This window comes from Streptomyces sp. 13-12-16, from assembly GCF_002114215.1.
Classification (GTDB): domain Bacteria; phylum Actinomycetota; class Actinomycetes; order Streptomycetales; family Streptomycetaceae; genus Streptomyces.
In genome coordinates this window covers 30,986-42,692 of record NZ_NCTE01000569.1, presented here as the reverse complement: position 1 = coordinate 42,692, position 11,707 = coordinate 30,986, and the positions used below count along the sequence as shown (strand labels likewise).

The window sequence follows — 11,707 nt, the reverse complement described above, 5'->3', positions numbered from 1 at the left end:
CACGACCTGCGGGCCTCGCGCACCGCGCCGCCCGCCGGGCACGCCGGCACCTGTCTGGGCCGGCCGCTGCCCGGCGTCCGTGCCCGGATCCTGGACGCCGATGCCACCGGGCTCGGCGAGATCGCCGTCACCGGTCCCACCGTCAGCCCCGCCTACCACGCGCGCCCCGACGCCGACGCCGCCGCCAAGAGCGCCACCGACCAGGGCGTGCTGCACCGCACCGGGGACCTCGGACGGCTCGACGACGAGGGCCGGCTGTGGTTCCTCGGCCGCAAGGCCCACCTGGTCACCGGCACCGGCTTCACCCTGACCACCGAGGACGTCGAGGCCGCGGCGGACACCGCCCCCGGCGTCCGGCGCACCGCCCTGGTCGGCGTCGGCACGGCCCTGTGCCAACTGCCCGTGCTGTGCGTGGAGCCCCTGCCGTCCACCCCGCCCGCCGCCGCCCTGGCGGCCGTGCGCGCCGTCCTGAAGGACCATCCGGAAGGGCACCGCGTCGGCGCCCTGCTGATCCGTCCCGGTTTCCCCACCGATCCCCGGCACAACTCCAAGATCGACCGCATGCGGCTCGCCGGCTGGGCCGCGAAGCGCCTGCGCGGGAGGGTCCGATGAAGGTACTGGTCACCGGCGGGAGCGGCTTCCTCGGCCGGGAGATCTGCCGGCAGCTGAAGGCGCGCGGCGACACCGTCTCCTCCCTGGCCCGTCACCCCAGCGCCGCGCTGGAGCGGCTGGGCGTCCAGCAGCACCTGGGGGACCTCGCCGACGCCGCCGCGGTCTCGCGTGCCGTCGCCGGGTGCGACGCCGTCGTCCACAACGCCGCGCTGGCCGGTGTCAGCGGCCCGCCGCGGCCCTACTGGGTCACCAATGTCGTCGGCACCCGCCATGTGATCGAGCAGTGCCGCACCCACGGGGTGGGCACGCTCCTGCACACCTCGACCGCCAGTGTCGTCTTCCGGCCCGGTGGCGTGGAGGGCGTCACCGAGAGCCTTCCCCCCGCCCCCTGCCTGCTGGCCGCCTACCCCGCGACCAAGGCCCGCGCCGAGGCCCTGGTGCTGGCCGCGCACGGTCCGGAGCTGGCCACCGTCTCGCTGCGCCCGCACATCATCTGGGGGCCGGGCGACCCCCATTTCGCACCCGCCCTCGCGCGTGCCGTGCGGGCCGGCCGTCTGCTGATGCCCGGTGACGGGGGCAACCTCGTCGACACCACCCACGTCCGGACCGCCGCCCACGCCCATCTGCTCGCCCTGGACCGGCTGCGGCGCTCCCCGGACACGGCGGGCGGCCGCGCCTACTCCATCGGCCAGGACGACCCGCGTCCCCTGCGCGAGATCACCCGGCACTTCCTGCGGGCCGCCGGCATCGACGCCCGCTGGTGCGCCGTACCGCCCCGGCTCGCCACCGCCGGCGCCGCGGTCGGCGACGCGCTCCTGCGCGCGGTCCGCAGTACCCGCACCCACGCCCCGAGCCGCTTCCTGGTCGCGGAACTGCTGCATCCGCACTGGTTCGACCTCACCGCCGCCCGCCGCGACCTGGGCTTCGAGCCGCCGGTCGGATTCGACGCCGGTGTCGCGGAGCTCACCCCGTCCGCCCCGAACGACAGCGAGGAGACCCCGTGCCGGACACCTACGACACCGTCCGTTCCGTCCTGACCGGCGTCTTCCGGGTCCCGGAGGACGAGATCCGGCCCCGGCGCACACTGGAGGAACTGGACCTGGACTCCCTGGCCCTGACGGAGCTGGTGCTCGTCCTCCACGAGCGCTTCGGAGTGCGGATCGGCAACGAGGACCTCTCCCGCGGCACGACCCTCGCACAGGTCTCCGACCACCTGGACGTGCTGCTCGCGGACGGCACGGGCACGGTGGCACCGTCGTGACCGCGTCCGCGTCGCCGTCAGTCACTCCTTCGGCTTCGGCGGGCACAACGTCGTCCTCGCCCTGGCCGGGGCCTGACGGCGGGCCCGTGCCGGTTCAGCGGGACGGTGGGGCGGGCGGGGTGGCGGCCGGGTCCTCGTCGTGGCCCGGGGCCATGCGGCTGTGGGTGCGGCTGTAGAGGAAGTAGACGACGATGCCGATCGCCATCCAGATGCCGAAGCGGACCCAGGTCTCGGCGGGCAGGTTCAGCATCAGCCACAGGGACGCGGCGACCGACACGATCGGCAGGACCGGCACCCAGGGGGTGCGGAACGACCGGTGCAGGTCGGGCCGGGTCCTGCGGAGGATGATCACGCTGATCGCGACGATGACGAAGGCGAACAGGGTGCCGATGTTCACCAGCGCGGCGAGCTCGTTCAGCGGGGTGAAGCCGGCCAGGACCGCGATGAGGACGCCGAGCAGGATGGTCGGCCGGTGCGGGGTCTTGAACCGGGGGTGGACCCGGGAGAAGAACCGGGGCAGCAGTCCGTCGCGGCTCATCGCGAAGAAGACCCGGGTCTGGCCGAGCAGCAGGATCATGCAGACGGTCGTCAGGCCGACGGCGGCGCCGAAGCTGATGAAGCCCGCGAACCAGGGATGCCCGGTGGCTTTGAAGGCGTCCGCCAGCGGGGCGTCCACGGACAGCTCGCTGTAGTGCTGCATACCGGTGACGACGATCGACACCAGGACGTACAGCGTGGTGCAGATGAACAGCGAGCCGAGGATGCCGCGGGGCATGTCGCGCTGCGGGTTCTTGGTCTCCTCGGCGGCCGTGGCGACGATGTCGAAGCCGATGAAGGCGAAGAACACCACCGAGGCGGCGGTGAAGATGCCCATCACGCCGAAGTTGGCCGGGGCCCAGCCGAAGATGAGCTGGATGAGCGGGGCGTCGAGGCTCTGGCCCGCGGGCACGGGCTTGGAGTCCGGGATGAAGGGGTCGTAGTTGTCGGCGGTGATGAAGAAGGCGCCCGCGATGATCACCACGAGGACCACGGTCACCTTGATGGCGACGACGACCGAGGTGACGCGGGCGGACAGCTTCATGCCGAGGACGAGGATGCCGGTGAGCACCAGCACCAGGACGGCGGCGAGGATGTCGAACCCGAAGACGTCGGAGCCCTCGCGGCTGCCCAGCGCCGCGGGCATCTCCCAGCCCGCGTTGGCCATGAGCGACTGGATGTAGCCGGACCAGCCGACGGCCACCACCGCCGTGCCGAGCGCGAACTCCAGGACCAGGTCCCAGCCGATGATCCAGGCCGGCAGTTCACCCAGGGAGGCGTACGAGAAGGTGTACGCGGAGCCCGCCACCGGGAGGGTGGAGGCGAACTCGGCGTAGCAGAGCGCGGCGAGCGCGCAGACGACACCGGCCACGACGAAGGCCAGGGCCGTGGCCGGCCCGGCGTTGTCCTTGGCGACCGTGCCGGTGAGGACGAAGATGCCGGTGCCGATGATGACGCCGACGCCGAAGACGGTCAGATCCAGCGCGGACAGGGATTTCTTGAGCGCGTGCTCGGGTTCCTCGGTGTCGCGGATGGACTGCTCTACCTTCTTCGTCCGGAAGAGGGGGCTTGTCACGGGTACCTCCCACGCTTGTCGTCCTCGACATGATCGAGAGGGGGCGTAGCTCGTATGCCCCGGCGCGGGCTCTTTCACGCAGACGGGCCGCGCGCGCCACTCTTCACAGTGGCACGGGCGGCCCGTCCGGGCGACGCGTGAGGCGCGGGTCAGTCGCGGGCCGGCTCCACCGTGTCGACCGCGTCGGCGGCGGAGCGCTCGTACCTGCCGTCGAGCTTGGCGACCAGACCGGTGACCTGGCGGGCGATGTCGGGGGCGGTCAGTCCGATCTCGGCCATGACCTCGGCGCGCGAGGCGTGGTCGAGGAAGCGCGGCGGGATGCCGAAGTCGCGCAGCGGTACGTCCACGCCGGCGTCGCGCAGGGCCTGGGCGATCGTGGAGCCGACGCCGCCGACGCGCGAGTTGTCCTCGACGGTGACGACCACGCGGTGCTTCTCGGCGAGCGGGGCCATGGCCTCGTCGACGGGCTTGACCCAGCGCGGGTCGACGACGGTGGTGGAGATGCCCTGCCGGTCGAGCAGGGCGGCGATCTCCAGGCACATCGGCGCGAGCGCGCCCACGGAGACCAGCAGCACGTCGGGGGCGTCGGTGCCGGGTTCGCGCAGGACGTCCATGCCGCCGACGCGGCCCACGGCGGGCACGGCGGGGCCGACGGCGCCCTTGGAGAAGCGCACCACGGTGGGGGCGTCCTCCACGGCGACGGCCTCGCGGAGCTGGGCGCGCACCTGGTCGGCGTCGCGCGGGGCGGCGAGCCGCAGCCCGGGGACGACCTGGAGGATCGACATGTCCCACATGCCGTTGTGGGAGGCGCCGTCGGTGCCGGTGACACCGGCCCGGTCGAGCACGAACGTCACGCCGCACTTGTGCAGGGCCACGTCCATGAGCACCTGGTCGAAGGCGCGGTTGAGGAAGGTGGCGTACACGGCGAAGACGGGGTGCACCCCGGCGTGGGCGAGGCCGGCCGCGGAGACGGCGCCGTGCTGCTCGGCGATGCCGACGTCGTAGACCCGCTCGGGGAAGCGCTTGGCGAACTTGTCGAGGCCGACCGGCTGGAGCATGGCCGCGGTGATGGCGACGACGTCCTCGCGCTCCTCGCCGAGCCTGACCATCTCCTCGCCGAACACGGACGTCCAGTCGGCGCCGGAGCTGGCGATCGGCAGGCCCGTGTCGGGGTGGATCTTGCCGACGGCGTGGAAGCGGTCGGCCTCGTCCTGGAGGGCGGGCTGGTAACCGCGGCCCTTCTCGGTGAGGCAGTGCACGATCACGGGGCCGTTGAAGCGCTTGGCGCGGGCCAGTGCGGACTCCAGGGCCTCGATGTCGTGGCCGTCGATGGGGCCGACGTACTTCAGGCCGAGGTCCTCGAACATGCCCTGCGGGGCGATGAAGTCCTTCAGGCCCTTCTTGGCGCCGTGCAGCGTGTCGAAGAGGGGTTTGCCGACGACCGGGGTGCGCTCCAGGAGGTCCTTGGTGCGGGTCAGGAAGCGCTCGTAGCCGTCGGTGGTGCGCAGGGTCGCGAGGTGGTTGGCGAGGCCGCCGATGGTGGGCGAGTAGGAGCGCTCGTTGTCGTTGACGACGATGACGAGCGGGCGGTCCTTGGCGTCGGCGATGTTGTTCAGCGCCTCCCAGGCCATGCCGCCGGTGAGCGCCCCGTCGCCGATGACCGCGACGACGTGGCTGTCGTCCCGCTTCATGATCTGGTTGGCCTTGGCGATGCCGTCGGCCCAGCCGAGGACGGTGGAGGCGTGGCTGTTCTCGATGACGTCGTGCTCGGACTCGGCCTGCGAGGGGTAGCCGGACAGGCCGCCCTTCATCTTCAGCTTGGAGAAGTCCTGCCGGCCGGTCAGCAGTTTGTGCACGTAGGACTGGTGGCCGGTGTCCCAGAGCACCTTGTCCTTGGGCGACTCGAAGACCCGGTGCAGGGCGATGGTGAGCTCCACCACACCGAGGTTGGGGCCGAGGTGGCCGCCGGTCTTGGAGACCGCGTCGACGAGGAAGGTCCGGATCTCCCCGGCCAGCCGGTCGAGCTCCTCCGGGCTGAGCCGGTCCAGATCGCGCGGTCCCCTGATGCGGGTCAGCAGCGGCACCCGTGCCTCCTTGCAGTAGAGCTGATCGAGCTGTTGCCGGGCGGGTCGAGTCTAATGTTCCGCCCGGCCGGAACGACTCCGGGCGGTGCGTCGTGCGTCACCCGATCAGCAGTACCCCGGATGCGTCCGTCCTACGACACGGCTGTTGCCCGGCGCCTGGAAGGCACCGGGCAACAGCGACGCCCTGAAGGGGCGCGGGACTGTACCGGCATGCGGCTCCGCCGCGTGGGCGCGATCGACCACCACGGAGCCGCAGCCGGCGCACGTCCTAGGCGCGTCCCGCGGTCTTCTGCGTCCTGCGGGTGACCGCGTCGATGACGACGGTCGCCAGCAGCACACCACCGGTGATCATGTACTGGACCGGCGAGGCGATGCCCTCCAGCGCCAGCCCGTAGGTGATCGAGATGATCACCATCACACCGAGCAGCGCGTCCCACGTGCGGCCCCGCCCACCGAAGAGCGAGGTACCACCGATGACCGCCGCGGCGATGACGTTCATCAGGAACTCACCGGTGCCCGCGCCCTGGTTGGCGGAGGCGATCTTCGACGCGACGAACAGGCCGCCGATCGCGGCGAACGTACCGGCGATCGCGAAGACCGAGATGCGGACCATCTCGACGTTGATACCGGCACGGCGGGACGCCTCGACGCTGCCGCCGAGCGCGAAGACCTTGCGGCCGTACGCGGTGCGGCGCAGCACGAAGTCCGTGAGCACCAGGAACGCCAGGAAGATCACCACGGCCAGCGGCAGGCCCTTGTACTGGTTGAAGACGATCGCGGCGGCGAAGGCCAGGATCGCGAGCAGTACGGTCCGCACGATGAGCTCGTTCAGCGGGCGGGAGGGCACACCGGCGGCCTCGCGGCGGCGGTTGTCGAAGAACGCGGTGACGAAGTAGCCCACGGTCACCACGAGCGCCAGGCCGTAGGCGGCGGCCACGTCCGAGAAGTAGTAGCTGGTCAGCTTGACGACCAGGCCCTCGGAGTCGAGGTTGATGGTGCCGTTGTCGCCGAGGATCTGCAGCATGAAGCCCTGCCAGAACAGCAGTCCGGCCAGTGTCACGGCGAAGGCCGGGACGCCGATGCGGGCGAAGATGACGCCGTGGATGGCGCCGGCCACCGTGCCGGTGAGGATCGCCAGCACCAGGGCCAGCACCTCGTTCATCCCGTGCGTGACGTTCATGACCGCGAAGGCCGCGCCCGCGACACCGCTGACCGAGCCGACCGACAGGTCGATCTCGCCGAGCAGCAGGACGAAGACGATGCCGACGGCGATCATGCCCGTGCCGACCATGGCGACGGACATGTCGGAGAAGTTGCCGGCGGTGAGGAAGTTGGAGTTCAGGCTGGTGAAGATCGCCCAGATGATCAGCAGGCCGACCACGACGGGGATGGAGCCGAGGTCACCGGCCTTCATCTTCCGCTTGAACTCGTTGACGTAACCCGCGAAACCCTGTTCGCGCACCAGCAGCCGGGGGTCGACCGCGGTGACCGCCGCGGCGGCCGCCTCGGGGTTCTCGACGGCGTGGTCCTCGGTGGGGGTGGAGGTCTTTTCGGTGCTCACTTCTTGATCTCCCCATTGGTGCGCGCCGCACGACGGGTCACGGCGTTGTCCGTGGCGCCCGTGATGGCGGAGATGATCTCTTCCTGCGAGGTCGACTTGACCTCGAAGACGCCGTTGTTGCGCCCGAGGCGCAGGACGGCGACCTTGTCCGCCACGGCCTTCACATCGGCCATGTTGTGGCTGATGAGGATGACCGCGTGACCGCGCTCGCGGAGTCGCTCGACCAGGTCGAGGACCTGCGCGGTCTGCTCGACGCCGAGGGCGGCGGTGGGCTCGTCGAGGATCACCAGCTTGGGCTCGCCGAGCATGGACCGGGCGATGGCCACCACCTGGCGCTGACCGCCGGAGAGGGAGGCGATCGGGATCCGGACGCTGGGGATGCGGATCGACAGGGTGTCGAGGAGCTCGCGGGAGCGGCGCTCCATCTCCACCTCGTCCAGGACTCCGCGCCTGCGGATCTCCCGGCCCAGGTAGAGGTTGCCGACGACATCGATGTTGTCGCACAGCGCGAGGTCCTGGTAGACCGTCGCGATGCCCAGGTTCTGGGCGTCGTGCGGCTTGCTGATCTGGACGGCCTTGCCGTCCCACTCGATGGATCCCTCATCGATGGGATGCACGCCGGCGATCGTCTTGACCAGCGTGGACTTTCCGGCGCCGTTGTCGCCCACCAGGGCGACAACCTCACCGGCGTGGACCTCAAGCTCTACGTCGGTGAGCGCCTGGACGGCACCGAAACGCTTGGAGACCCCGCGCAACGCCAGCACGGGCGTAGCGGACACGTGAACCATCTCCTTCGCCGCCTGACCCGGCGGGAGGTTGTGCAGAAGTTTCTGAGGGGGGTGTTCCGTCCGGCGCCCCGCGTAGCTTGCGGGGCTGATGTGTGCGGGGCGCCGGCGGAGCGTGTGGCAGTCGGTCCCGTGCGGGGAGTCCGGGTCACGGACTCCCCGAGGCATCACGGGAGTTGGGGACTGCTTACTTGAGGCCGATCTTGTCGCAGGCGGCCTTGTACTTGTCCGTGCAGATCTCCTGGACGGTGTAGATGCCGTCCTTGATCACGGTGTCGTTGATGTTGTCCTTGGTCAGCGAGACGACCGGGACGATCACGGACGGGACGGCCTTGGTGGTGGGGCTGTCGACCTTCTCCTTGGCGATGGAGTCGAGCGACTTGCCCTGGGCCAGCAGCACGGCCATCTCCGCGGCCACGTCGGCCTCCTGCGGGTACGGCTTGTAGACGCTCATGTACTGCTCACCGGTGACGATGCGCTGCACACCCGCGAGCTCGGCGTCCTGGCCGGTGACGGGGATGTTCTTCAGGCCCGCGGCCTTCAGGGCGGTGATGATGCCGCCCGCCATGCCGTCGTTGGCGGAGTAGACGCCGACGATCTTGTCCTTGCCGAGGGCGGAGATGGCGCCCTCCATGTTGGCGTTGGCGTTCTCCGGCTTCCACTCCTTGGTGTCGTACTCGCGGCCGACCTTCACCTTGCCGTCGAGGACGGAGTGCGCGCCCTGCTTGAACATGGCGGCGTTCGGGTCGGTGGAGGAGCCGTTCATCATGACGATCTGGCCGTCCTTGGCCTTGTCGCCGAGCGCCTCGAGCAGGGCCTCGCCCTGGGTCTTGCCGACGGTCACGTTGTCGAACGAGGTGTAGGCGTCGATCGGGCCCTCGGCGAGGCGGTCGTAGGCCACGACCGGGATGCCGGCGTCCTTGGCCTTCTTCACCGAGCCGGCGATGGCCTTGGCGTCCACCGCGTCCACGATGAGCACGTCCACCTTGTTGGTGATCATCGTGTCGACCTGCTGGTTCTGCAGGCTGGCGTCCTGCTTGGCGTTGGCGTAGACGACCTCGCCCTTGTTGTTCGTGAGCTCCTTGACCTTCTTCTCGATCAAGGGCTTGTCGAGCTTCTCGTACCGCGCGGTCTGGTTCTCCGGCAGGAGCAGACCGACCTTGATGTCATCGCCCTTGGCGGCGGAGTCGCCCGAGTCCTTCTTGTCACCCGACTCCGCGGCGCTGCCACAGGCGGCGAGCGAGACGGCCATCGCACCGGCGGCGATGGCAAAGGCAGCACGACGCATACGCGTGTTCACTTCTACAAACCTCCCTGACGAGGCCGCGTCGTTGCGGCCGAGGTGGCTGGAAGTCAACTCGGCCACACGTGCGACGTCAAGAAGTAAATCCTTAACGAGATGGCAACGGTGCCATCCGTTCTCTAAGTGAAGGCAGGGGTGGCCGCGGCGAGCGACCCGGTCGCGGTGCCGTCCAAAAGGGTCGAATCGCCCATCTCGCTCAGTGCGAGGGCGAGCGCTCCGAGCACCTCCGCACGGCCTCCAAGTGCCCCGGGGAGAACGGACAGTTGACGTGCCGCACTGGGGATCGCGTAGCGGCCGACGGACTCCCGGATCGGCCCGAGCACCAGCTCACCGGCCTCGGCGAGATCACCGCCGAGGACCACCCGGCTCGGGTTCAGCAGGTTGCAGAGATTGGCGACTCCACTGCCGATGTGGCGGCCGACGTCGGCGATCACCCGACGGCAGCCAGGGTCCCCGTCCCGCGCCAGCCGCACGACGCCCTCCATCGTGAGGTCGGTGCCGTGACTGGGCTGGAGCAGCGGGAGCACGTAGCGCGCCGCCGTGAAGGTCTCCAGGCAGCCGCGGTTGCCGCAGCGGCAGACGGGGCCGGATTCATCGAGTGTAATATGTCCGATTTCGCCCGCGGTGCCGCCCGGGCCGCGATAGATCTTCCCGCTGATCACCAGACCGGCGCCGACACCGCTCGCGACCTTGATGTAAGCCAGATCACGCACGCCCCGGCCGCTGCCCCAGACCATCTCGCCGAGGGCGCCGAGGTTGGCGTCGTTGTCCACGTGCACCGGCACGCCGAGCCGCCCCCGCAGCTCCTCGGCGGGCCTGGTGCCGGTCCAGCCGGGCAGGATCGCGGTCGAGCCCAGGGTCCCGGACTCCACGTCGATCGGCCCCGGTACGCCGAGGCCCACGCCGGCGACCTTGGACGGGTCCACCCCGGTCGCCTCGATCAGCCGCTTGACCAGTTGTTCCGCCCGGTCGAAGCCCTGTGTCGAGGAGGCGTCCACGTCCAGTGGCTCGGACTCCTCGGCCAGCACCTGATGGGCGAGGTTCCCGACCGCGACCCGCAGATGGGTGTGACCGAAGTCGACCCCGATCACGATGCCGGCGTCCCCGCTCAGCGAGACGCTGCGCGCCCGGCGCCCGCCCGCCGAGGTGGGTGTGACCTCGACCGTTCCGCCGTCCTTCAGTTCCCGGACGATGTTGGAGACCGTGGCCGCGGACAGACCCGTCGTCCTCGCGATCTCGGCCTGGGTGAGGGAACCCGCAAGACGTACTGCTCGGACGACCCGCTCCAGGTTGGCTCGGTGCAGCGACGACTGCGACCCCGGAGTCTCCACGACGACCTCCTGCGCGCGGGGGCCGCTTCGGTGGGGCCCCTCTCATGTCCAACTAGTGAACTCTAAGATGAGCCGTTCGGGTTGCCTCCCGTCAAGAGGTTGAACCGTTTCCGGGTGCACGGACACATGGACACGCGCCGCTTCCAGGGGCGGGAGCGGCGCGTGTGCGAGGCGTTCCGGTGCGTCACTTCAAGGCTGTACCAGCGCGTCACTTCAGGGTGGCGGAGGTGAGGCCTGCCTGCACCTGGCGCTGGAAGGACAGGTAGACCACCAGCATGGGCACCATGGCGATCGTCACGCCCGCGAAGAGCACGGGGAGGTCCGAGGCGTAGCCCTGCTGCTGCTGGAGCTGGATCAGCCCCTGGGTCAGCACGTAGCGTTCCGGATCGTCACCGCTCTGCGGCTGCATCAGCACCGTCGGCAGGATGTACTGGTTCCACTGGCCCAGCGTGTTGAAGATGCCGACGCTCAGCAGACCGGGCCTGGCCATCGGCAGCATCACCTGGAAGAAGGCCCGGGTGTGCGAGGCGCCGTCGAGGACGGCGGCCTCGAAGACGGCCGTGGGCAGGGTCCGGAAGAAGGCGTGCATGAAGAACACCGTGAACGGCAGCGAGTAGGCCACGTACACCAGGGCCAGGCCGTGGTAGGTGTTCAGCATGTCCAGCCGCTTGACCATGAAGAACAGCGGGACCAGGGCCAGGAACACGGGGAACATGGCGCCCGCGACGAAGAAGTAGTACAGCAGGCGGTTGCCCCGGAACTCGTAGCGGGCCAGCACGTACGCCGCCATGGAGCCGAACAGCATCGTCAGCGGCACGGACATGACGAGGACGATGACGGTGCTGGTGAAGTAGTCGCCGATGCCCTTCTCCCAGGCGCGGGAGAACACGCCCGGGTCCCAGTTCTGCGGCCAGCCGAAGGCGGAGCCGCCGATCTGCGTGTCGGTCTTGAAGGAGCTGAGCACCAGCCACAGCAGCGGCAGCACGATCAGCACCGCCCACAGGGCGAGGAAGCCGTGGGAGAAGGCGTTCAGCACGACGCCTTCGCCGCGCCGGTCGCCGGGGCGGACGGTGCCCTTTCCCACCGGGGGCGGGGGCGGGGTGGGGCCCCCGGTGGGGGCGGTTTCCTTGAGGGGTGCGCTCATCGTCGTTACTCCGC

General features: G+C 70.0%; 9 protein-coding genes and 1 pseudogene. 3 read left to right on the top strand and 7 right to left on the bottom strand.

The window, feature by feature from the left end; translation table 11 throughout:
- The 3 genes and pseudogenes from B7767_RS22925 to B7767_RS22915 form a co-directional block, all read left to right on the top strand.
- Positions 1 to 612: pseudogene (locus tag B7767_RS22925) on the top strand (AMP-binding protein); the annotation flags it as partial.
- The gene (locus tag B7767_RS22920; RefSeq protein WP_085573848.1) at positions 609 to 1,649 is read left to right on the top strand and encodes an NAD(P)-dependent oxidoreductase; all 1,041 of its coding nucleotides are present in this window, start codon (positions 609 to 611) and stop codon (positions 1,647 to 1,649) included. The pseudogene B7767_RS22925 and the gene B7767_RS22920, both read left to right, overlap by 4 nt.
- On the top strand, positions 1,613 to 1,873 hold the full coding sequence (locus B7767_RS22915) for an acyl carrier protein (protein ID WP_085573847.1): 261 nt from the start codon (positions 1,613 to 1,615) through the stop codon (positions 1,871 to 1,873). Before B7767_RS22920 ends, B7767_RS22915 begins: the two co-directional genes overlap by 37 nt.
- 94 nt (positions 1,874 to 1,967) lie before the next feature.
- Here the strand turns inward: B7767_RS22915 and B7767_RS22910 are convergent, their stop codons facing one another.
- The 7 genes from B7767_RS22910 to B7767_RS22880 form a co-directional block, all read right to left on the bottom strand.
- The gene (locus B7767_RS22910; RefSeq protein WP_085573846.1) at positions 1,968 to 3,485 is read right to left on the bottom strand and encodes an amino acid permease; all 1,518 of its coding nucleotides are present in this window, start codon (positions 3,483 to 3,485) and stop codon (positions 1,968 to 1,970) included.
- A 149-nt stretch (positions 3,486 to 3,634) separates the two neighbouring features.
- Entirely contained in the window at positions 3,635 to 5,569 is a 1,935-nt protein-coding gene (dxs, locus tag B7767_RS22905; RefSeq protein WP_085573845.1) for a 1-deoxy-D-xylulose-5-phosphate synthase, read from the bottom strand.
- A 268-nt stretch (positions 5,570 to 5,837) separates the two neighbouring features.
- Positions 5,838 to 7,130 carry a sugar ABC transporter permease gene (locus B7767_RS22900; protein ID WP_085573844.1) on the bottom strand — a complete coding sequence of 431 codons (1,293 nt, stop codon included), beginning with the start codon at positions 7,128 to 7,130 and terminating at the stop codon, positions 5,838 to 5,840.
- Complete coding sequence (locus B7767_RS22895) at positions 7,127 to 7,918, bottom strand: ATP-binding cassette domain-containing protein (protein WP_030832927.1); 792 nt, start codon at positions 7,916 to 7,918, stop codon at positions 7,127 to 7,129. Before B7767_RS22895 ends, B7767_RS22900 begins: the two co-directional genes overlap by 4 nt.
- 184 nt (positions 7,919 to 8,102) lie before the next feature.
- Positions 8,103 to 9,203 carry a sugar ABC transporter substrate-binding protein gene (locus tag B7767_RS22890; protein ID WP_085573843.1) on the bottom strand — a complete coding sequence of 367 codons (1,101 nt, stop codon included), beginning with the start codon at positions 9,201 to 9,203 and terminating at the stop codon, positions 8,103 to 8,105.
- A 134-nt stretch (positions 9,204 to 9,337) separates the two neighbouring features.
- Positions 9,338 to 10,549 carry an ROK family transcriptional regulator gene (locus B7767_RS22885; RefSeq protein ID WP_085573842.1) on the bottom strand — a complete coding sequence of 404 codons (1,212 nt, stop codon included), beginning with the start codon at positions 10,547 to 10,549 and terminating at the stop codon, positions 9,338 to 9,340.
- Positions 10,550 to 10,757: 208 nt separating this feature from the next.
- Positions 10,758 to 11,693: a carbohydrate ABC transporter permease gene (locus tag B7767_RS22880; RefSeq protein ID WP_085573841.1), complete on the bottom strand. Its 936-nt coding sequence runs from the start codon at positions 11,691 to 11,693 to the stop codon at positions 10,758 to 10,760.
- Positions 11,694 to 11,707 lie beyond the last annotated feature (14 nt).

Excerpts from the sequence above, each read along its gene's own strand:
- B7767_RS22920 (WP_085573848.1), top strand. The coding sequence starts at position 609 with ATGAAGGTACTGGTCACCGGCGGGAGCGGCTTCCTCGGCCGGGAGATC.
- B7767_RS22895 (WP_030832927.1), bottom strand. The coding sequence starts at position 7,918 with ATGGTTCACGTGTCCGCTACGCCCGTGCTGGCGTTGCGCGGGGTCTCC.
- B7767_RS22890 (WP_085573843.1), bottom strand. The coding sequence starts at position 9,203 with ATGCGTCGTGCTGCCTTTGCCATCGCCGCCGGTGCGATGGCCGTCTCG.
- B7767_RS22880 (WP_085573841.1), bottom strand. The coding sequence starts at position 11,693 with ATGAGCGCACCCCTCAAGGAAACCGCCCCCACCGGGGGCCCCACCCCG.